The organism is Ignavibacteria bacterium (assembly GCA_036262055.1).
GTDB lineage: Bacteria > Bacteroidota > Ignavibacteria > Tepidaquicellales > Tepidaquicellaceae > DATAJP01.
Map to the genome: position 1 here is coordinate 443,533 of DATAJP010000002.1, position 22,512 is coordinate 466,044.

Sequence of the window (22,512 nt, forward strand, 5' to 3'; positions counted from 1 at the left end):
TTTTACGGAAGAAATATTAATTTGTGTTGCATTAAAATTACTTTAAATGAAAAAAATTATTATACTTTTACTGTTAGTTTTAGCTGTTTCAAACACTACGATTAACGCTCAGATTTCAAGAAATATAAAATTTTCAAAAAATTACAATCCAAGACCTTCGCAACCATTATCTCAATTTGGCTCAATTTATGCCGCAATCTGGGGCTGGACTGCCCCGAACGGCAGAGAATATGCAATTTTATGCTGTGTAACAGGTACCTCGTTCATCGACATAACGGATACAAATAATGTAGTCGAAAAAGATTTCGTTTCAGGTCCTACAACTCCATGGAGGGAAGTCAAAGTTTATCAAAATTATGCATATGTGGTAACCGATAACGCGGGAAGCGGTATGCAGATAATTGACATGAGCTATCTTCCCGATTCAGTCCGGCTTGTAAAAACCTGGAACTATACCGGCTTCACTCAGGGACATACGATTTCAAACAGCGGAAGGTATATGTACATCAACGGCGGTAACGCTGCGCCAAGCGGAGGCATTGCAATTATTGACTTGCTGGACCCTATTAACCCGGTTCGCAAAGGAAGATATAACAAGTATGTGCATGACAGCTTCATCCGAAACGACACCATTTATGCTGCGCAGATGTTTGCAAATCAATATTCAATTCTTGATGCAAGGAACAAAGATACCATTAGAGTAATCAAAGAGTTCAATAATCTTCCGAGCTACACTCTTACGCATAATTGTGAAATAACAGAGGACAGAAAATATCTGATTACAACTGACGAGGGACAAAACCCGCCCGGCTCAGTGAAAATCTGGAACATACAGAATTATGACAACATAACTTATGTTGGTGCGCTTCGTCCGTCAGTTCCGGCAAACAGCAATGCAATCTGCCATAATGTTTTTATAAAAGGAAACCTGCTTGTCGTATCTCACTACGAAGCCGGGTTGAGATTCTATGACTTGCGCGGACTTCCGACAGGTGTGACTGAGATTGCTTACTATGATACGTATCCTTCAGCCGACAGCGCTCAATATCGCGGCAACTGGGGATGCTACCCTTATTTTGCTTCCGGAAAAATTATTTCTTCCGACATGCAAACAGGTTTATGGATTCACATGATTGATACAACAACTGCAAACATAACACCTGAAAACAATGCTCTGGTAAAAGATTACCTGCTCGGACAAAACTATCCGAACCCGTTCAATCCTGAAACAGTGATTGAGTTTTCTGTTCCTGAGGGTATGCGAAGTGAATTTGTAATGTTAAAAATTTATGACGCTCTCGGAAAAGAAGTTGCAACTCTTATCAACAAACAGCTTTCAGCAGGAAACTATACTGCAAAATGGAATGCCGCAAACTTCCCCGGCGGAATTTATTTCTATAAGCTCTCAGCAAACAACTTCAGTGAAACAAAAAAAATGATGTTAGTGAAGTAAAAAGATAATTTTAAATAATAGTACGACAGGCATTCTTGCCTGTCGAGGACAGACAGGAATGTCTGTCCTACTTCTCCTTTTATTGAATTGTTAATCACATCTCCACTCACTAATTTAATATTTTACTCATAATTTCTTCAATTTTAACATAATTTCACACATATATTTCTATAAATGAGCGAAAAAGCACACCTATCCGCACAATATAAGAATATTCTTGTATCCGAAGTCGATAACGGAAAACACCTGAAAGTCGGTTTAATTCAGCTTAACCGTCCCGATGCACTGAACGCACTCAACATCGAACTCATGAAAGAAGTCGTTGAGACTCTCGAAGCATTCGACAAAGACCCGCAAATCGGGTGCATGATAGTCGCAGGAAATCAAAAAGCATTTGCCGCAGGCGCAGACATAAAAGAAATGGCTGACGCTACTGCAATCGAAATGCATTTGCGCGACCAGTTTGCACGATGGGACAAAATCAGAAAAGTTAAAAAACCAATTATCGCCGCAGTAAGCGGATTTGCTCTTGGAGGCGGATGCGAGCTTGCAATGTCATGCGACATGATTGTTGCCGCAGAAGGCGCAAAATTCGGTCAGCCGGAAATCAACCTCGGCGTAATTCCCGGTGCCGGCGGAACGCAAAGATTAACCAAAGCAATCGGCAAGGCGAAAGCTATGGAAATGGTGTTAACAGGTAGAATGTTCACAAGCGCAGATATGTTCAACGCAGGACTTGTAACAAAAGTTGTTCCCGATGAAGTTTTTCTCGATGAAGCAATCGAGCTTGGCAAAGAAATTGGAACAAAGCCGACCGTCGCTGTTCAGCTTGCAAAAGAATCTGTCTTGAAATCTTTTGACCTTACAATAGAAGCAGGACTCGAATTCGAAAGAAAAAATTTCTATCTGCTTTTTGCATCGGAGGATAAATTTGAAGGCATGAAAGCATTTGTTGAAAAACGTAAACCCGAATGGAAAGGCAAATAATTTTTTGAAACAACTCACCGCAAAACTAACTTATACTTTTCTCGCAATTTTTATTCTCACTGCGTCAAATCTTTTTGCGCAGGAAAAAGAAGCAGGATTAACACAAGCACCGGTAAACATTCTCGCTGATGACATTTACAACGCTCAGCAAATTATAGAGAAGAACAAAGATGCTTTAGTTTCCATCTGGTATCATGTGGATGATTATTATAGTTACTATTCTTATTCATCAACCCCGAAGGACACAACTCTTCTGAACGGAAGCGGCTTTCTGGTTACTCCCGACGGATATATCGGAACTAATTATCACGTTGTTGAAAGTTTAGACAGCATTCTCGTGAAAACAAGTGATGGCACGTTTTACGATGCCGAGCTTATAATGGTTGATGAAAAAAATGATTTTGCAATTTTAAAAATTAAAAATGCAAATGGAAGAATTTTTCAGACTGTTACAATGGGAAATTCCGATGACTTAAAGGTCGGGCAGGATGTTTTTGCAATAGGAAGTCCTTTGGGATTTGAATATACAATTTCACAGGGCATAATTGCTGCAATAAGACCGGAAGAACGAGTTGAGTTCACAGACCCAAATACTTACGCACTCGTTCAGAAAGTTTTTGATAAGGTTATTCAGATAACCGCGGCAATTTCACCCGGCAACAGCGGAGGTGCTTTATTTACCGACAAAGGCGAAGTAGTCGGCATTACAACTTATTCATATGGATTTTACGGCAACCTGAATTTTGCATCGGCAATAAATTCATTTAAAACTCTTCTTAATGTTGTCTTAAACTCCGGTGGTGACAATACAGAATTTCTTGCAAAGAAAGAGGAAAATTTATTTAACATAAACTACAAGCTTGCGTCGAATTTCAAAAATCGTGTAATCAATAACTGGTATTACACAAAGCAAGCTGATACAATGAAAGTTGTAATTGATACTTTTGTTATAAAGCAGGATTCCTTAAATAAAAATAATCTAATCAAAGCTGAAAATTATTTGATTAAATGTATTGAGCTTCGCCCTGATTCGTTTTATGTATATAAAGACATGATTGATTTATATGTTGTAACCGCAAACTATCAAAAAGCGGAAACTTTATATACACAGATTCGCGAAAAATTTGATAACGACAGCTTGCTTAACACTTTATCATATGCTCTTGCAGATGCATATACAACGACAAAAGATTATAAACGAGCGCTCGGATTTTATGAGAAGCTTCTTAAGAAAGACACTAATGACACTTATATAAGATTTCAGATTGGCGAGACGTATAAACAAATGAAAGATTATAAGAACGCAATTAAAATATATAACGATTTAATACGCCGTGATTCAACTTTTACAAAGGCATATTCAGAAATCGGAGCAATTTATTATAAAGATTTAAATAATAAAGAGCTTGCAAAAAAATATTTCAATGCAGCTTATGAACGCGACCTGATGTCGGGTTATTCATCCTATAACGTCACCGCATTGTATTATATTGGTATGATGGCAATCGAGGAGGGACGTGAAATGGATGCAATGCTTGCTTATCTCGAACTGAAGAACATTTATACGTACACACCCGAAGAAACCAAAATGAAGCTCGACTTATACAGAGCTTTAAAAAAGATGTTAGATTAAACAGTAATATAAAGATGTCATTCCCGCGCAGGCGGGAATCCCATTCCTTTTGACTAAGGAGATTCTTCAAAAAGAAGATTAAACCTGTTTTTCACCGCCTTTGAAAAATTGGCGTAATGAATTTTGAAATAATTGCGGTAATAAAAATTCACTGTCTGACGAATCCCGATTTTTGGGATGAGGAGTTTGAATTTTTACGCAATTATTTTGAAATTTAGGCAATTTTTCATAAGCGGAAGATTTTTCTTTGGTTACTTTCTTTTCATCTTTCAAAAGAAAGTAACATTTTCCATTTAAAAACATCTATTTTTTTGATATTTTTCAATTATACAGGACATTAAAAAATGCTGCATACATTTGACGTGGTTATTGTGGGAGCGGGCGGAGCGGGCTTAAGAGCCGCAGTTGAACTGCCTGAAGATTGCTCCTGCGCTGTTTTATCAAAAGTTTTCCCCCCGCGTTCACATACAGGAACTGCTCAGGGAGGAGTCTGCGCTGCGCTTGCCAATATGGAAGACGATAGCTGGGAAAATCATGCGTTCGATACCGTGAAAGGAAGTGACTATCTCGGAGATCAGGATGCAATCGAAATTATGTGCCGCGATGCCATAAGAGCTATCATTGAGCTTGAACACATGGGCATGCCGTTTTCAAGAAACAAAGACGGATACATAGCGCAAAGAAATTTCGGAGGTCATACAAAACCTGCTGACCCTGCTGACCCTTACGGAAAAAGAATTCCCGTTAAGCGTTCATGTTACTCTGCAGACAGAACCGGGCATGTTATGCTTCAGACACTTTATGAAACAGCAATTAAAAACGAAGTAAAGTTTTTCTCTGAGTTTTTTGTAACCGATTTAATTATCGATAATGGTGTTTCTAAAGGAGTTGTTGCAATTGACATAAGAACTTCCGAGATTCACGTTTTTCATGCAAAGGCGGTTATGTTTGCAACAGGCGGTAACGGAAGAGTTTTCAGAATTACTTCCAACGCTCACGTCGGTACAGGCGACGGCTTCGGACTTATTTATAAAAGCGGACTTCCGCTTGAAGATATGGAGTTTTATCAGTTTCACCCGACCGGATTATGGAAGCTTGGGATTCTTGTCAGCGAAGCTGCAAGAGGCGAAGGTGGAATATTAAAAAATAAAGACAAAGAAAGATTTATGGTGCGATATGCACCGACTGTTATGGATTTGGCTCCGCGTGATATGGTTTCAAGAGCAATCGTAACCGAAATTCGAGAAGGCAGAGGAATTAAAGGAAGTGACGGCACTGATTACGTTCTGCTTGACGTTTCGCATCTCGGCAAAGAAGTTATCGATGATAAGCTTCCTGAAATCACCGGTTTTGCAAGAACTTATCTTGGCGTTGAACCAACAAAAGAACCGATTCCGATTCAGCCGACCGCGCATTACATGATGGGCGGCATTCCGACAAATGCAAACTGCGAGGTGTTGAGAGATGAAAAAGGAAATATTGTCAACGGACTTTATGCTGCAGGCGAATGTGCGTGCGTTTCTGTTCACGGAGCTAACCGTCTGGGTACAAACTCGCTTCTTGACCTCGTTGTATTCGGAAGAAGAGGCGGAAAAGCAATTGCAGAGTTTTTGAAAACAGCAACTCTTTCAGACATTGACGAAAATAAAGTTTCAGAAAAAACCCGCGAGATGATTTCGCATCTTCTGAACAGTACCGGAAGCGAAACTGTTGTTGCGTTAAGAACCGAGCTTCAGCAAACAATGATGGATGACTGCGGTGTTTTCAGAACAGAAGAAGCACTGAAAAAAATGAAAGACAAAGTTGAGGAACTAAAAGCAAGATATAAGAATGTTCACATACAGGATAAAGGAACTGTGTTTAATACTGATTTAATTGAAGCAATCGAACTTGATAACCTTCTCGAATCTGCAGAGGCAATGGTTTTCAGCGCATATAACAGAACCGAAAGCCGTGGAGCTCACACCCGCGAAGATTTCCCGAAACGTAACGATGATGAATGGATGAAACATACGTTCATATCCAGGGGAAACGGACAGGGACCCGAAATAAAATATAAGCCTGTTGTTGTTACCAGATATAAACCGATGGAAAGGAAATATTAAGAACATAATGAAAATGAAATACCTCATTTCAGTGTTTTTATCCCTATTTTTATTTTGTTTGTTTTTTTCTGATGCTAATGCTCAGTCGTATTTTGATGATAAGAATTATAGCATCGGTGATTTTCAGGTTACAGCAAAATATGACACCGCAAATTATTCAACTCATGTCGTCATAAAACAGGACGGCAATATTGTTTATGATGACGTTGCAGAATACATGGTTGATACGGTTGTCATCATCGACTTAAATAATACGGGTGAAAAAAACATATTTGTCTCGCAATACAGCGGCGGGGCTCATTGCTGCTTTCAGCTTCTTGGCGGAACGCTTTCAAATTATAAATATACCCCGACCGATACTTTGTTTCTGGGAAACGTATATTTCCAGTTCAAGGATTTAAACTATGACCATCATTATGAAATAGAAACTGCCTTCGACGGTATTTCGTATGCTTTTACGAACTATGCCGAAACAAGATTTCCGACTATGGTTTATAAATGGGAAAATAATAAATTTGTTGACGTAACGCGTGATTACCCTAACCTTGTTAATCTTGACATAAAGGAATATACCGAACAGCTTAAAGATTTTTTGCTTCAGAATAAAAACATTTGTCCTAAGACAGCCGATGAAGATACTTTTAATACTCCGGCAGGAAGCTTGAAGACAATCCTTGCGGCAATAGCCGTCAGCTACAGTTTTATAGGAGAAAACCAGAAAGCAATCGAGACTGTGAAAACATTTTACAAATGTCCTGATTTAAACAAATTTATTTCGACATTAGAAACTGATTATAAGATAAAATAATGAATCTTCATGTAAAAATTTTAAGGTATAATCCTGAAAAAGATGAGCAACCGTATTTTCAGGATTTTCATCTGCAGAACATAGGCGAGGATATGCGTGTTCTCGACGTTCTGCATGAAATAAAATGGAAGCACGACGGGACGCTGACGTTCAGGCGTTCATGCGCTCACGGAATATGCGGAAGCGACGGAATGAAAATAAACGGAAAAAACCGACTTGCATGCGCGCTGCTTCTGAAAGACCTGAATACATCAAAACCGCTTGTGATAGAACCGCTGCCGTCATTGCCAATTATAAAAGACCTTGTTGTTGACATGAGCGACTTCTGGGCAAAGTATGAAGTTGTAAAACCATATTTGATAAACCATACTCCTCCCCCAAGTGACAGAGAACGTCTGCAATCAAATGAAGATGCGGAAAAATTATTTGAGTCGGCAAAGTGTATTTTATGCGCTTGCTGCACGACAAGCTGTCCTTCAACATGGACGAATGAAAACTACATAGGTCCTGCGGCTATTCTGAAAGCATATAGATTTGCTTATGATACAAGAGACGATGCGGCTGATGAGAGAATGGACATACTCGATACGCCAAACGGCATCTGGAGATGCCACACGATTTTCAATTGCGTAGAAGCATGCCCGAAAGAAATAAATATTACGTGGCATATTTCAAAATTGAAAACCCGTATTTCAAAAAGAGAGCTGTAAAATTTATTTTGTAGTCGAACCCTTTAGGGTTCGCTTTCGAAAGCTAAAGCTTTCGGCTACATTTATAAACATATCAGGAACACAAACGTAACACGTAGAGACGCAACATTTTGCGTCTCTATAAAATCTCTTCCGAACCTATCCCAAAAATATCAGAAACACAAACGTAATAAAAAGTATTATATGTATAAATCCCTGAAGTGCGTTTGAGTCCCCTCTTGTTGTGCTGATAAATCCCAGCAATAAAGTAGTAATTACCATCACACCCATAAAAGGACTTAACCCGAGAATTATAGAATTGCCCGTGATGAAGCTGACTATTAATACTGCCGGTATTGTGAGCGTAATGGTCGAAAGTGTAGAACCAAATGTAATGTTTATCACTCTCTGCATGTCATCAGAATACGCTGCGCGAAGCGCCGTGAGACCTTCGGGAGCAATTATGATTAACGCAATTATTAATGCGGCAAGCTTTACAGGAAGCCCGAGCATTAATATTCCATTCTCAATCGAAATCGATAAAAACTCTGCTATCATTGCTATAACAAGAATTATTGCAAGAAGCATTCCCGCATGATACCACCCGTTTATTTTTTTTGATTCAAGCTCTTCTTCTCTTTCGGATTTTATTTCGGCGTTTTTATATGAAAAAAAATAACTGTGTTTTTTAGATTGCATCGAAAGAAAAAATGCATAAAGCGCTAAAGATGCAAAAATCAAAAACCGTTCGAGAATGGTTAACTGCTCAGGATTAGCAAATGCAGGCAGAAATAAACCGATGCCGATAATTGCAATTATCATTGATAAAAATGAGTTCGAGCTTTTCAAATTAAAAAACTGTTCGCCGTATTTAAATCCTCCTATGACCATGCATAATCCGGTAATACCGTTAATCAAAATCATCAGCGTCGCATAAATCGTATCACGCGCAAGAGTCGGGTCTTTTGCTTCGTGAAGCATCATTGCCGTTACCATGATGATTTCGACCGTGATTGCCGAAAATGTAAGTATCATCGTTCCATAAGGTTCACCGAACTTATGCGCAAGCACCTCCGCATGGTCTGCAACCCCTATTGCCGCATAAATTATCACGACAAAAATCACAAAGAACAAAACAAGCGATGCACCAAGCGATACGTCTTCAAATAAATCCCTCTGGAACACTGTTATAATAATCAGCGTTAATAAAGCTATCAGAAATGATTTTTCACGTTTTAAAAATTTTGCCAATATGTTATGAATATAAAAATTTTATTAGCAAATATACTTTATATGAACATAAATGTTAAATGAAAAATTATTATTAATTTAGTATTTTTATAAAGACCCTGAAAGTATATTTCAAAATTTCACATCACAAAATTTTAACAGCAAATAATTTATGAAACTTAAATCTTTTATCCTCTCTTTTATTTTTACAGCGGTTATCTGTAATTCCCTGAATGCGCAGACAAATTACGGAACAGGTTACAACGACATTTCTGAAGATGCATATAACAATCTTCAGGTATCTGTTGTTACTTATAACGGCACGAAACCTCAGACATTTACAAACTGGCAAAGCACTATTGTTCCTGAAGTCGGCAACCAGGGACAGGAAGATGCCTGCAATGCATGGGGCTTGGGTTATGCCTGCATGACAATTACTGCAGCGATGCAAAATAATTACAGCATTTATGATGCTAACGGTGAAATGAGCGGAATGAAAGTATTCAGTCCTGCTTTTTTATATAACTCACTGAACGGCGGGCAGGATAACGGGACAAATATTCTTGACATGCTTGAGTTTGTAAAAACTGTCGGTGCTGTGCCGTGGGACTACATGCCTTATGTTAATGGACAGTATAACGTAACACCCCCCGAATCTTTAAAAACAATTGCTGCTAATTACAGGATAAAAGATTATGCAAGAATCAACATGGATGAAGAGTCCATCAAGTCTCATTTGCTCAGCGGCTATCCTGTTGTGATTGCTTTAAATGCTTACAAAGGCATGGGAGCAGATGGGGATGCCGCATATAAAAATAATACTCCATACTTCTTTCCTGAATATGCTTCCGCAAGTGATGCAGAAGGAAGACATTGCGTCTGCATAATTGGTTATGATGATACAATTCAGACTCCTTATGGCAATGGAGCATTCCTTGTTCAGAACAGCTGGGGAACACAATGGGGAACAAACGGAAGATTTTTTATTCCTTATGATGTTTTCACAAAAAACATCCCCGGGACAAACGACCCCTATATTGTGCATGGGTTTGTGGTGAGCATGTAAAATCTTTTAAAAAATACATAAAAGAACAAGAAAAGTGCTTGTTCTTTTATGTATTTTTGCAACTTTTCACTTGTATTTTTACTATAATTAGCTTAGTTTTGGGTGCATCAAAAAACACACCCTTTAAAATTTAACTGCTTATAATACTAAATTATAACAATATAAATTAAAATCATACTTTTTTAACAACTCTACCCCCAAAACCATCAACCAATTTTTACAAACATCTTAATTAATATGTTACCCCTAAACAAAGGATAATAAATGGATTCGAAAAACACATCCAAAGCCGGTGTTGCTCCTACTCCGAATGCAAATTCGAAAGACAACCTGGATTTGAAATCAAAAAAAGTCCCCGAACTGATTAAAATCGCTAAAGAACTCAATGTTAACGGTTACAGCGACCTCAAAAAACAGGAACTCATCTTTAAAATCATTGAAGCACAAACCGCAAAAGACGGCTATGCCTATGCTTTTGGTGTGCTCGAGGTTCTTCCTGACGGTTACGGTTTTTTAAGGTCAGCAAATTATAATTATCTGCCGTCGCCGGACGATATTTATGTTTCACCTTCGCAAATTAAAAAATTCCTCCTCAAAACAGGTGATACCGTAAGCGGACAGGTTCGTCCACCGAAAGAAGGCGAAAGATTTTTCGCGCTTCTGAAAGTCGAACAGGTCAACTACGGAAATCCCGAGCTTATAAGAGACAGAATTTTATTTGATAACCTTACACCTCTCTATCCGAATGAGAAATTAAATCTTGAAACAACTCCCGTTGAATACTCAATGAGAGTTATGGATTTATTCACTCCAATCGGAAAAGGACAAAGAGGTCTCATAGTTTCACCTCCCAAAAGCGGTAAAACAATTTTGCTTCAGACAATTGCAAACAGCATAATACGGAACCATCCTGAAGTTCACATGATTGTTCTTCTAATCGACGAAAGACCTGAAGAGGTTACGGATATGGAAAGAAACGTTAATGCTGAAGTAATTGCCTCAACATTCGACGAACCGCCGGAAAGACACGTTGCGGTTTCCGAAATCGTTCTGCAAAAAGCAAAACGCCTTGTTGAAGCAGGAAAAGACGTTGTTATACTTCTTGACAGTATCACCCGTCTTGCAAGAGCTCACAACACTGTAATTCCTCATAGCGGAAAGATTTTATCAGGTGGTGTGGACGCAAATGCTCTGCACAAGCCGAAGAGATTCTTCGGTGCTGCAAGAAACATCGACGAAGGAGGAAGCTTGACAATCATTGCAACATCATTGATTGAAACAGGAAGCAGAATGGATGAAGTTATATTTGAAGAGTTCAAAGGAACAGGAAACATGGAAACCGTTCTTGACAGAAGAATTTCCGACAGAAGGGTATTTCCTGCAATCGACCTGAACAAATCCGGAACAAGAAAAGAAGAGCTGTTGATTCCAAGCGATGTATTGAATCGCGTATGGCTCTTGAGAAAAATTCTTGCCGATTATAATCAGGTTGAGGCAATGGAATGGCTGCTCGGAAAAATGAAAGGCACAAAGAGCAATAAGGAATTTTTAGCGACAATGAACTCATAAAATAAGGAGCTGATGAACTAATCCCCGATATAGATGAAAAAAGAAATACTGATTAATGCGACTTCCAATGAAATTAGAATCGCTCTCACAGAGGATTCCAAGCTAACCGAATTTTTTGTAGAAAGCCCGGACCAGGAACGCAACGTCGGTGATATTTATCTCGGTAAAGTATGGAAAGTTATGGCGGGCATTCGCGCCGCATTCATAAACCTCGGCTTCCCGCAGGATGCATTTCTTCATTTTTCCGACATTAACACATTAGATGATACTCTTCTGTCTGAGGAAGATACCGATATTGAAGATGAAGAAGATGAAGAAAACGACCAGCCTGCCTCACGTGCTAATTCAACCGAATCAAAAATAAAACTTAATCCTGCTAATCTGGAAAGAGGGCAGGATATTATTGTTCAGATTACAAAAGAACCTGTCGGCAAAAAAGGTGTGCGGGTTACTTCAAAAATTTCACTTCCCGGCAGATACCTTGTGCTTATTCCCTTTGGCAAGCGCACAGGAATTTCCAAAAAGATTTATAACCCGCGCGAAAAATACCGTCTCAGAAAGATTGTCCGCTCTATGCTTCCGAAAGGTTTCGGAATTATTATCCGCACTGTTGCAATGAATCAGGATGAAAAACTTATCAGGGAAGATTTGAATACCTTGATAACTGAATGGAACTCAATAGAAGCAAAGCTTAAAACCGCAAAGTCTCCTTCTTTGCTTTATAAAGATGCAACAACAACTTCATCCGTGATGAGAGATATTCTGAAAGAAGATGTTTCAAAAATTGTTGTTGATTCCAAAAAACTTCATAAAGAAATAAAAAATTATCTCGACAGGACTTCGCCGGGATTTGCAGAACGTCTTGAGTTATATAACGGCAACCAACCGTTATTCGATGTATTTAACGTTGAACGCCAGCTTAACGATTCGCTTAACAAAAAAGTATGGGTTAAAGGAGCAGGTTACATTGTAATTGAAACAACAGAAGCAATGACCGTTATCGACGTCAACAGCGGTAAATATGCAAAGAATCAGGAGCAGGAGCTTAACTCTCTCAATACGAACATCGAAGCCGCTAAAGAGATTGTCCGTCAGATTCGCTTGCGGGATATCGGCGGAATTATTGTGATTGACTTCATTGACTTATACGAAGAGCGAAGCAGAAAAAAACTCTACGAAGAAATAAGAAAAGAATTCCGGAAAGACAGAGCAAAGGTAACCGTGCTTCCGATGAGTGAATTCGGGCTTGTGCAGATTACGCGTCAAAGAATACGTCAATCGATTCTTCATGCCATATCAGACCAATGCCCGCTTTGCAGCGGAACAGGGCACGTTCAGTCACGCGTTGGTTTCACAACAGAAATCGAAAGATGGCTGCAGCGATATAAAGGAAGCTCGCACAAACACAAGCTTATATTAAAACTTAATCCGCTTCTTTACGGGTATATGAAAGCCGGATTTCCAAGCAAACTTGGAAAATTAAAGATGAAATACTTCACCCGCTTTAAAGTTGCAGAAGATGATTTGCTCGCTCTTGATGATTTCAAGTTCATAGACCGCAAAACCGGCAAAGACATCACCGCCGAGTTTAATGATTAAAAAATAACACCGGAGTCATTCCCGTGAAAGCGGGAATCCCGGTCTTAATAACATAACGCATATGGATTCCTGCCTGCGCAGGAATGACAAAGTGATAAAGCAGTTAAATACCAATCTTCTCCCTTCCGAAGCTTATGACGATAAGCTCATTCAATCCAAAATCAAAAAAGAATTAAAGCTAAAAGTTTCCCCTGGAGAAATTAACTTCAAAAAACTAAAGCTCTCGCTTGATGCGCGGGGAAAATTTCCTGTTTATCGCATGCAGGTTGAAGTTTATGTGAACGAAGCTCCTCCTGAAGAAAAAATCATTTCATCAAAATATGTTCACGTTAAAAATAATAAAAGCGTTGCAATCATCGGCGCAGGACCTGCGGGATATTTTGCTGCCCTTGAACTTATTGAAAACGGAATTAAGCCTGTCATCTTCGACCGCGGCAAGGATGCACGCACGCGTAGAAAAGACCTGCGCGCAATCCAGCAATTTAATGAAGTTAACCCCGATTCAAATTACTGTTTCGGTGAAGGCGGTGCAGGGACATATTCCGACGGAAAGCTTTATACCCGTTCCGACAAGCGCGGTGACGTAAACAAAGTTCTGAAGATTCTTGTCGAGCACGGCTCAAAAGACGACATCTTATATGAAGCTCATCCGCATATCGGCTCAAATAAACTGCCGGGAATCGTGCAGAACATCCGCAAAACAATTCTGAAATACGGCGGTGAGGTTCATTTCGACTCTAAATTAACCGACATCACGATTCAAAACAACAAGATTAAGTCCGTCATCATAAATAACAAAAATGAATTTGATTCTGATAACATAATTCTTGCAACTGGGCATTCCGCAAGAGATATTTTTTATTTACTTCACGGCAAAAACATTTTAGTCGAAGCAAAGCCGTTCGCAATCGGAGTGCGCATAGAGCATCCCCAGCAATTAATCGACTTTATTCAATACAAACAAAAACCGCGCGATGAAAACCTTCCTGCATCGAGTTATAAGCTTGTATCACACGCATCCGGACGTGGAGTGTTTTCATTCTGCATGTGTCCCGGTGGATTGATTGTTCCGTCTGCAACTGCACCTGGTGAAATCGTCGTCAACGGAATGTCAATGTCACGACGCGATTCAAAATATGCCAACTCAGGAATCGTCGTGCAGATAAACCTCGAAGACTTAACCGGTAATCTCTTCAAAGAAATAAAAAATCTGTACTCTGAACATAACAAGTCTGATTATTTCAACGAGCATTTTTCAAAAAAACTGAATACCAAAAATATTTTATGCGGACTTGAGTTTCAGAAATCACTTGAGCAGTTATTTTTTCTTAACAATACCGCAGGTACACAGGAAGCCCCTGCGCAAAAGATTACCGACTTTGTAAATCACATAGTTTCATCGAAACTAAACGGCACTTCGTACATCCCCGGAATTTATTCATCTGACTTCGATAATTTATTTCCGGAGTTCATAAAAGAAGGATTGCGGAAAAGCTTAATTGATTTTGGGCAAAAGATGAAAGGATATTATACCGATGAAGCGCAGATCATCGGCATCGAATCGCGCACAAGCTCCCCGGTAAAAATACCAAGAGATAAACTTTCTTATGAACATGTTGAAGTTAGCGGATTATATCCCTGCGGCGAGGGAGCAGGTTATGCAGGCGGCATTGTTTCCGCCGCAATCGACGGTCAAAACGTCGCAAAGGCAATTATAAAAAATTAACTCAATTCTGTCTTATAACACAAAAACACTAAATCACAAAGTTTTATTTTGTGGTTTAGTGTTTTCGTGTTAATTTAAAACTTTTATAAATAAGCTACTGCGCGTTTTGTTCTTCGGTTTTTTTGCGGTCGTAGAACGCCTGAATGTTATATTTTCTGTTTGCTACTTTTTTTAATGTGATAAGACATATAATCATTGCAATTACAAAAACAGCAATAATCAAAAAAGTCAGCGAGGCGGCATTTATGATTTCTAATAAGACCATATATTAAATTTTATTCGAATTTCTTTTTAGCAAGAACAACAGCACCGACAACGGCGGCAAGAAGCAGAAAGCCGGCAATCTCAAACGGGAATGAATAATTCACAATTAAGCTTTTTCCTAAAGTCTGCGCAGTTCCGATGTCAACAGAATTAGGACTCAAAGCGGGATATTTTCCATAAAATCCGTAGTATACAGTATAACCCAGCAAACAGACAAGCAGTATGGATAAAAGAATGCCTGAAATCTTTGTATAAGTAATTTTTTCGATGAGCTTTTTTTCATCCTGAAGATTAAGAAGAAGTATAACAAAGAGAAACAGCACCATAATCGCACCCATATATACCAATATCTGAATTATTGCCAGGAATTGCGCGTTAAGCAAAAGATATATTCCCGCAACCATAAGAAAATTCACGATAAGATATATTGCGCTTGTCACCGGGCTTCTTCTTGTAACCATCATAATTGCGGAAAAAACCGCTACAACGGCAAAAATAATGAATAAAATATCCGGTAATAGAATTTTCTCGAATGACATAGGAACCACAAATTAACATTTTTAATTTTTATTATATAGGATAAAAAAGGATACATTTATATAAATTGTAAATGGGAATTAGTAATTTTATCTTTAATATTGCATAATGTCTTAATGAAAAAGAAGTTTTCTTATATAAGTTTCATATTTATAATACTTTATTTTTGCTTATTCTTCAGCAAAAATTCTTATTCACAAACAGATAAAGTCAGCAGCAACGAACAGGCGCAGGGTTATTTCATTGCAGGCAAAACTGCGGAATTGAAATTCAATTACTACGATGCGCTGCAGAATTATCAGACCGCGCTCAAGTATGACAAAGCTGCAGGAATATATTTTGCAATCGCAAATCTACAGTTCACACTCGATAAACCTGCTGATGCTTTAAGCTCTATCAACTCAGCATTAAGAATTTCTCCCGATGATATTACTTATCTTGAATTGAAAGCAGGGATATTGCGCGCTCAGGAAAAATATGACAAAGCAGCCGAGACATATGAAGCTATCATAAGAAAAAAACCTGACTATACCTACGGACTGTACTCGCTTGCCAGAATGTATCAACATCTGAATAAACCTGAGAAAGCAATTGTTATATACGAAAAAATTACTGATGAGATAGGTTATGATTTCGATGTGCTGAAAAGAATGTATGAGATTTATTTTCAGAATAAAGATTATGAAAAATGCGTAGAAACGCTTTCAGCTATTCTGAAAATTTATCCGTTTGACATTGCATATAAAAAACAGCTTGCTGCGCTTTATGTAATGATAAACCGTCCCGATGAAGCCGAGCAGTTATATACGGAAATTCTTATAATTGACCCGAAGGATAAAGAAATACTTACTGAGCTTACGAAAATTTATTTCGTTAAAAACGAAATGGATAAAGGATTCGAAAAGTTCAGAAAAATTCTTGGTAAGGATTCCTTAAGCTATGCAGAGAAAATCCAGCTTGGCGAAATTTATTATAATTTAATTGTGCAGGACCGTGAGGCAATCACAATTGCAAAAAATATTTTCACTAATGTCAGCGAAAATTATCCTGATAAATGGGTGCCGTATTATTTTCTCGGCGCAATAGATATTGTAAATAAAGATTTTGATTCATATACGGCAAAATTCGAAAAGGCATTGCAGTTAGCCGACACGGCAAAAGATGCTTTGCTTCAGATAGGTTATGTATATTATACACAAAATAAAATCACAGAAGCAGACGATGCGCTTGCGAAAGCAGTGCGCCTGTATCCTGAGGATTTTCAGGCAAATTATTTTTATGGTCTTGTGCTTCAGCGAAAGGGTGATGAACCGACAGCAATTAATTATTTTGAATATGCTCTCGAGATAAACCCGGATGATGTCGGAATGCTTTCAACCCTTGCGCTGGCATATGACAATCAGAAAATGTATGACAAATCGGATGAAGCTCATGAAAAAGCATTGCGTCTTGACCCTGAAAGCGCATTGATACTTAATAATTATGCATACCAGCTTTCCGAGCGCGGAGTAAAGCTCGACAAAGCTCTTGCAATGTCAAAAAAATCTTTGCAGAAAGAACCTAAGAATGCCTCTTATCTTGATACTATAGGATGGATTTATTACAAGATGAAGCAATATGAGGAAGCAAGAAGCTATATTATGCAATCGCTTCAAGTCAACGGCGGAAGTGCAGTTGTTAACGAGCATATGGGAGATATTTATAACGCGATGGGTGACAAAGATAATGCCCGCAAGTATTGGCAGAAAGCATTAGACTTAAGCCCCGGCAATGAAGCAATAAAAAATAAATTGTTTAATATATAAAAAATTTAAAAACATAAAACATAAATAACCTCGTTTACCTTAATGACTGAAAATAAAAATCATCACAAAGTAATTATAATCGGCTCAGGTCCGGCAGGGTTCACTGCCGCTCTTTATACTGCTCGCGCTAATCTGGCTCCTGTTATGTTCGAAGGAAACCAGCCCGGCGGACAGCTTATGATAACAACAGATGTTGAAAATTATCCCGGCTTCGAACATGGAATCTTGGGACCGGAACTTATGGATGTTATGAGAAAACAAGTTCACCGGTTCGGAACGGAATCGATTTATAAGTATATCATAAAAGTAAATTTTGATGTTCGTCCGTTTGTGCTTACCGCTGATGACGGCGAAGAATATACCTGCGACACATGCATCGTTGCAACAGGCGCTACCGCAAAACTTCTGGGACTTGATTCCGAAAATTATTACATGGGTTACGGAGTTTCTGCATGCGCAACCTGCGACGGATTCTTTTTTAAGAACCAAAAAGTTATTGTTGTCGGCGGAGGTGATACCGCGATGGAAGAAGCAAATTATCTTACTCACCATGCGAGTGAAGTTACACTTGTTCATAGACGCGATTCATTCAGAGCAAGTAAAATTATGCTTGACCGCGCAAGAAAAAATCCTAAAATTAAATTCCTAACTAATACGACAATTGATGAAGTTCTCGGCAAAGAAGAAAACGGAAGAAAATCGGTTACAGGTGTTCGCCTAAAAAATGTCGAAACGGGAAAGACCGAAGAAATCCCGATGGACGGGGTCTTTATCGCAATCGGACACAAACCGAATACGGATATTTTTAAAGGAATTTTGGATATGGATGATGTTGGATACCTGATAACAAAAAAATCTTCGATGCAGACAAACATCGAAGGAGTTTTTGCATGCGGTGATGCGCAGGACAGTTATTACAGGCAGGCAGTTACAGCTGCCGGAACCGGCTGTATGGCGGCAATCGATGCAGAAAGATATTTAGAAAAATTATATTCACATTAATTTATTTATAAAATTTAAATTTTTTTTATTATGCCATTATACCATAAACTGGGACAAATCCCACAGAAAAGACACACACAGTTCAGACAGCCCGACGGCTCTCTCTATAAAGAAGAACTGTTCTCGACTCTCGGCTTCGGGGGGCATCTGACAAATGCTTATCACATAAACTCACCCGCGAAAATCGAATCAATCGATAAAAAAGTTTATGAGTTTGTGATTCAGGAATGGAAAGATGCCGACCTGCGTCCTTATCACTTCAAAACAAAAGGAACTCCCGAAGAGTCGGATTTTGTATTCGGAAGAAAGCCGATTATGTTCAACGACGATATCGTGATGAGTGTGTGCCGTCCTTCAAAGCAGATGGAAAATTATTACCGCAATGCTTTATGTGATGAAGTTGTATTTATTCACGAAGGCGAAGGAGTTCTTGAATCAAACTTCGGAATACTTCCTTTTACAAAAGGAGATTATATCATCATTCCGCGTAACATCACATTCAAGCTTATTCATAAAACCGCGCCGAGATATTTAATATTCGAAGCAACCGGGGCAATCAGAACCCCTGCGCGTTACCGCAACGAGTTCGGACAGCTTCTTGAGCACTCGCCTTACTGCGAGCGCGACATAAAAATCCCGCAGGAATTAAAAGTTGTTGATGAGAAAGGCGACTTCGTCGTGATGATTAAAAAAGGAAACAAGATGAACCTTGTTCATTATGATTATCATCCGCTTGATGTTGTCGGCTATGACGGATTTTATTATCCCTGGATTTTCAATATCGATGACTTCATGCCAATTACAGGAAAAGTTCACCAGCCGCCGTATGTTCACGAAACATTCGAAGGCAACGGGTTCGTGATTTGTTCATTCTGTCCGAGAATGCTTGACTATCACCCGCTTGCCATACCTGTTCCGTATAATCACAGTAACATCGATTGCGATGAAATGCTTTATTATGTTGACGGCAACTTCGGAAGCCGTAAAGGTGTTGAGTTTGCTTCAATCAGCTTGCATCCGGGGGGCATTCCTCACGGACCGCATCCGGGTACGGTTGACGCATCGCTTGGAAAACGCGAGACTCTTGAAACAGCAGTTATGATGGATACTTTCAAGCCATTAAAGCTCACAAACTTCGCAAAAGATTATAACGATGAGAAATATTATCTAAGCTGGAGAGAAAAAGAACCGAGCGAGCTGATAAACGAAGGGCAGTAAAAATTAAACCCTGGTAGGACAGACATTCTTGTCTGTCCCGACAGGCAGGAATGCCTGTCGTACTAATACATGGTTTCACACAAAACTTGTCTTCACCTGTAACGCTTCCTCTAACATTTTCATATACTCATCCTTAGAAATTTCAATCGCGCCAAACTGCACAAGATGCTGATTTATAAACTGCGTATCAAGAAGTTTAAATCCTTTTTCTTTCAGTCTTTCAACCGTGTGCACAAGCGCAACTTTTGAAGCATCTGTCGCTTTCGTGAACATTGACTCTCCGAAGTAGGCACCATTAATTGTAACCCCATACAAGCCCCCGACAAGCTTACCTTCGAAATATGATTCTACACTATGCGCAAATCCCATTTTGTGAAGCTCAATATACAGCTCCGTTATTTTCGGCGTTATCCATCCCGTTTCGGGCTGTCTACGATTATTCACGTTTGCGCATTCCTTAATTACCTCTTCAAAATTTTTATTAACAAGTATCCTGAATTTATTTCTTCTGTAAAGCTTCTCGAGATTTTTCGGAACTTTAAATTTATCAAGCGGAATTATCCCCCGCTGTTCAGGTGAATACCAGTTAAGTTCATCTTCTGCATCAGGGTCTCCCATCGGAAAAATTCCGTTGATATAAGCGCGCAAAATTATTTCAGGAGTGATGCTTTCGGCAGACATTATAACTTATGAAATGTAAAATTATTTTTTAAAAATAAAGTAAACGGCTAATACGAGAAAAACAAATCCGATGAAATCATTTGATGTTAATTTCTGGTCTTTAAAGAAAATGACCGTAAAAATCGTAAAAACGACAAGTGTTATGGCTTCCTGCATAACTTTCAGCTGAACTAAGTTAAAAGGTCCTCCGTTATCGATAAAGCCCATTCTGTTGGCAGGAATCATAAAGCAGTATTCGAAAAATGCCAGTCCCCAGCTAATTAGAATTATTGCAAACAATCCCAGATTCTCAAAACCTTCCATCTGTTTAAATTTTAAGTGTCCATACCATGCAATGGTCATGAAAAGATTCGAAATAACAAGAAACAAAATTGTTCTGACTGCAACAGATTCCATAGAGGTTTGATAAAAAGTTTTTATATTAAAATTATTATTGTTACTATTGAGCATAAATTTCTAATCTTTTGATGAAATAAAAATCAACGCAACTCCTGACATTATAAACATTTTCAAAGACGGTTCAACGGCGTTCCACTGCTTTGACTGCCACATAAGAAACCACTCTCCTGCTATCGTGATAAACACAAAGCCAAACAAAATTAATCCTAAAGTTAATCCATATATGGCAAATTTTTTAGAATCATTAAACACATCAAAATTTTGTTTACGGTTTTTAATAAGCTTTACAAATCCAATCCAGCAAAGTATTGCCATTATAATCTCCGTAATAATCACCAATATGTAACAGAAATTCCACCAGAAAGAAGAGGTTACGCTTCTTGACATCAGAGCGTTATCGGGGAATGTCGTGTCCATGCTCATAACGTGGCTGATGAACACATAGTTTGAGTTATAATCAACAAGATTATTCCATACAACTACGGTTATATTTGCGGCAATCACAAACAGCACGGCGATTTTTGATATTCTTAAAGCCATTTAGATTAAACTTTTTAAGAGTAAGCAAATTTAGTAAATTAATTAACTCTTAAAAAGATTTAAATAATAATTTAATTTATATTATTGAGCAAAGAAAAAAAGCGTGTTGGAATAATTTTCGGCGGACGCTCTGCCGAGCATGAAATATCACTTTTATCTGCAAAGAATGTAATTGAGGCAATCGATAAAAATAAATATGATGTTGTTCTAATCGGCATCGATAAGCAGGGAAAGTGGTATTTAAATGAAGATTCAAGTTTTTTGCTTGAAGCATCAGACCCGCAAAAAATTAAGCTCGAAACCACAAGCGAAGAGCTTGCACTAATCCCCGGTGATATTGATGACAAAATGATTTCTTTGAACAATAAAAAATCAATCGGAAGAATCGATGTTGTCTTTCCCATTCTTCACGGAACGTTCGGTGAAGACGGCACCGTGCAGGGTTTGCTGAAGCTTTCAGATATTCCATTTGTCGGTCCTGATGTTCTCGGTTCCGCAGTGGGAATGGATAAAGACGTTATGAAGCGTTTGCTCATCGAAGCGGGAATTAAAAATTCAAAATATCTTGCATTCAATAAATATTCATACGGCAAGACAACTCCCGATGCGATAATCAAGCATCTCGGTCTGCCCTTGTTCGTAAAGCCGGCAAACATGGGTTCATCAGTCGGCATTTCAAAAGCACATGATAAAGCCGAGCTCATCAAAGCAATTGAGGATGCTTTTTTATACGATAATAAAATTTTAATCGAAGAAAATATTTCAGGGCGTGAAATCGAATGCTCCGTACTTGGCAACGAAGAACCAATTGCTTCACTGCCCGGCGAAGTTCACCCGACTCATGAATTTTATGATTACAACGCAAAGTATCTCGACGAAAACGGTGCTACTTTTGAAATTCCAGCAAAGCTTCCGCAGGACATCATTCACGCAATTCAGCAAATTGCCTGCGATACTTTTAAAATTCTTTGCTGTGAAGGAATGGCAAGAGTAGATTTCTTCTTGACCGATGCCGGAGAAATTTATGTGAATGAAATCAACACGATTCCCGGGTTTACAAAAATCAGCATGTATCCGAAAATGTGGGAGGCAAGCGGCATTTCTTACTCGGAGCTTATCACAAAATTACTCGAGCTCGCAATGCAGCGTTTCGAAAGAGATAAAAGATTAAAAACTTCTTATTTCAGCTAAACAAAAGGCA

The 22,512-nt window shown here is 38.7% G+C and carries 21 protein-coding genes; 14 read left to right on the forward strand and 7 right to left on the reverse strand.

Translation table 11 applies throughout. The annotated features are described in order from the left end of the window. Positions 1-46 precede the first annotated feature (46 nt). The 3 genes from VHP32_03750 to VHP32_03760 all read left to right on the forward strand — a co-directional run bounded on the left by VHP32_03750 (position 47) and on the right by VHP32_03760 (position 4,073). Complete coding sequence (locus VHP32_03750; protein ID HEX2786994.1) at positions 47-1,453, forward strand: choice-of-anchor B family protein; 1,407 nt, start codon at positions 47-49, stop codon at positions 1,451-1,453. 174 nt (positions 1,454-1,627) lie between these two features. Further along, on the forward strand, positions 1,628-2,440 hold the full coding sequence (locus VHP32_03755) for an enoyl-CoA hydratase-related protein (GenBank protein ID HEX2786995.1): 813 nt from the start codon (positions 1,628-1,630) through the stop codon (positions 2,438-2,440). Beyond that, positions 2,406-4,073 carry a trypsin-like peptidase domain-containing protein gene (locus VHP32_03760; GenBank protein ID HEX2786996.1) on the forward strand — a complete coding sequence of 556 codons (1,668 nt, stop codon included), beginning with the start codon at positions 2,406-2,408 and terminating at the stop codon, positions 4,071-4,073. Before VHP32_03755 ends, VHP32_03760 begins: the two co-directional genes overlap by 35 nt. Positions 4,074-4,151: 78 nt before the next feature. Here the strand turns inward: VHP32_03760 and VHP32_03765 are convergent, their stop codons facing one another. Continuing rightward, positions 4,152-4,346, reverse strand: a complete 195-nt coding sequence (locus VHP32_03765; GenBank protein ID HEX2786997.1) for a hypothetical protein — start codon at positions 4,344-4,346, stop codon at positions 4,152-4,154. Between the two features lie 71 nt (positions 4,347-4,417). Between VHP32_03765 and sdhA the strand changes: the two genes are divergently transcribed. From sdhA to VHP32_03780, 3 genes are read left to right on the forward strand one after another with little or no spacing between them, the layout of a single operon-like run. Then, the gene (gene sdhA, locus VHP32_03770) at positions 4,418-6,178 is read left to right on the forward strand and encodes a succinate dehydrogenase flavoprotein subunit (protein ID HEX2786998.1); all 1,761 of its coding nucleotides are present in this window, start codon (positions 4,418-4,420) and stop codon (positions 6,176-6,178) included. A 13-nt stretch (positions 6,179-6,191) separates the two neighbouring features. Further along, the gene (locus tag VHP32_03775; GenBank protein ID HEX2786999.1) at positions 6,192-6,986 is read left to right on the forward strand and encodes a hypothetical protein; all 795 of its coding nucleotides are present in this window, start codon (positions 6,192-6,194) and stop codon (positions 6,984-6,986) included. After that, on the forward strand, positions 6,986-7,696 hold the full coding sequence (locus tag VHP32_03780; protein HEX2787000.1) for a succinate dehydrogenase iron-sulfur subunit: 711 nt from the start codon (positions 6,986-6,988) through the stop codon (positions 7,694-7,696). The genes VHP32_03775 and VHP32_03780 overlap by 1 nt, the downstream gene beginning before the upstream one ends. Positions 7,697-7,834: 138 nt before the next feature. Here VHP32_03780 and VHP32_03785 read toward each other — a convergent pair whose 3' ends face one another. Next, positions 7,835-8,926 carry a calcium:proton antiporter gene (locus VHP32_03785; protein ID HEX2787001.1) on the reverse strand — a complete coding sequence of 364 codons (1,092 nt, stop codon included), beginning with the start codon at positions 8,924-8,926 and terminating at the stop codon, positions 7,835-7,837. Between the two features lie 151 nt (positions 8,927-9,077). Between VHP32_03785 and VHP32_03790 the strand changes: the two genes are divergently transcribed. The 4 genes from VHP32_03790 (at position 9,078) to VHP32_03805 (ending at position 14,865) form a co-directional block, all read left to right on the forward strand. Beyond that, positions 9,078-9,971, forward strand: a complete 894-nt coding sequence (locus tag VHP32_03790; GenBank protein HEX2787002.1) for a C1 family peptidase — start codon at positions 9,078-9,080, stop codon at positions 9,969-9,971. Between the two features lie 264 nt (positions 9,972-10,235). Beyond that, the gene (rho, locus tag VHP32_03795) at positions 10,236-11,540 is read left to right on the forward strand and encodes a transcription termination factor Rho (GenBank protein ID HEX2787003.1); all 1,305 of its coding nucleotides are present in this window, start codon (positions 10,236-10,238) and stop codon (positions 11,538-11,540) included. Positions 11,541-11,573: 33 nt separating this feature from the next. After that, positions 11,574-13,139: an Rne/Rng family ribonuclease gene (locus VHP32_03800; protein HEX2787004.1), complete on the forward strand. Its 1,566-nt coding sequence runs from the start codon at positions 11,574-11,576 to the stop codon at positions 13,137-13,139. 61 nt (positions 13,140-13,200) lie between these two features. After that, positions 13,201-14,865 carry an FAD-dependent oxidoreductase gene (locus tag VHP32_03805; protein HEX2787005.1) on the forward strand — a complete coding sequence of 555 codons (1,665 nt, stop codon included), beginning with the start codon at positions 13,201-13,203 and terminating at the stop codon, positions 14,863-14,865. Positions 14,866-14,959: 94 nt separating this feature from the next. On the opposite strand, the gene VHP32_03810 is transcribed toward VHP32_03805, so the two are convergent. Beyond that, the gene (locus VHP32_03810; protein ID HEX2787006.1) at positions 14,960-15,130 is read right to left on the reverse strand and encodes a hypothetical protein; all 171 of its coding nucleotides are present in this window, start codon (positions 15,128-15,130) and stop codon (positions 14,960-14,962) included. 10 nt (positions 15,131-15,140) lie between these two features. After that, entirely contained in the window at positions 15,141-15,668 is a 528-nt protein-coding gene (locus VHP32_03815) for an NADH-quinone oxidoreductase subunit J (protein ID HEX2787007.1), read from the reverse strand. A 114-nt stretch (positions 15,669-15,782) separates the two neighbouring features. On the opposite strand from VHP32_03815, the gene VHP32_03820 reads away from it, so the two are divergent. The 3 genes from VHP32_03820 to VHP32_03830 are packed head-to-tail and all read left to right on the forward strand — an operon-like array spanning position 15,783 to position 19,691. Then, positions 15,783-17,471, forward strand: coding sequence for a tetratricopeptide repeat protein (locus VHP32_03820; GenBank protein HEX2787008.1), 1,689 nt, complete (start codon positions 15,783-15,785; stop codon positions 17,469-17,471). Between the two features lie 42 nt (positions 17,472-17,513). Beyond that, the gene (gene trxB, locus VHP32_03825; protein HEX2787009.1) at positions 17,514-18,473 is read left to right on the forward strand and encodes a thioredoxin-disulfide reductase; all 960 of its coding nucleotides are present in this window, start codon (positions 17,514-17,516) and stop codon (positions 18,471-18,473) included. Between the two features lie 30 nt (positions 18,474-18,503). Then, positions 18,504-19,691, forward strand: coding sequence for a homogentisate 1,2-dioxygenase (locus VHP32_03830; protein ID HEX2787010.1), 1,188 nt, complete (start codon positions 18,504-18,506; stop codon positions 19,689-19,691). A gap of 75 nt (positions 19,692-19,766) precedes the next feature. On the opposite strand, the gene aat is transcribed toward VHP32_03830, so the two are convergent. Genes aat through VHP32_03845 form a run of 3 tightly spaced genes read right to left on the reverse strand, consistent with a single transcriptional unit; the run spans position 19,767 to position 21,311 of the window. After that, positions 19,767-20,372, reverse strand: a complete 606-nt coding sequence (gene aat / locus VHP32_03835; protein ID HEX2787011.1) for a leucyl/phenylalanyl-tRNA--protein transferase — start codon at positions 20,370-20,372, stop codon at positions 19,767-19,769. Positions 20,373-20,393: 21 nt separating this feature from the next. Further along, a complete protein-coding gene (locus VHP32_03840; protein ID HEX2787012.1) occupies positions 20,394-20,768 on the reverse strand; it encodes a DMT family protein in 375 nt (124 codons plus the stop codon). A 60-nt stretch (positions 20,769-20,828) separates the two neighbouring features. Then, positions 20,829-21,311 carry a DUF2165 domain-containing protein gene (locus VHP32_03845; GenBank protein ID HEX2787013.1) on the reverse strand — a complete coding sequence of 161 codons (483 nt, stop codon included), beginning with the start codon at positions 21,309-21,311 and terminating at the stop codon, positions 20,829-20,831. Between the two features lie 84 nt (positions 21,312-21,395). Between VHP32_03845 and ddlA the strand changes: the two genes are divergently transcribed. Beyond that, the gene (gene ddlA, locus VHP32_03850) at positions 21,396-22,502 is read left to right on the forward strand and encodes a D-alanine--D-alanine ligase (GenBank protein ID HEX2787014.1); all 1,107 of its coding nucleotides are present in this window, start codon (positions 21,396-21,398) and stop codon (positions 22,500-22,502) included. Positions 22,503-22,512: the final 10 nt, after the last annotated feature.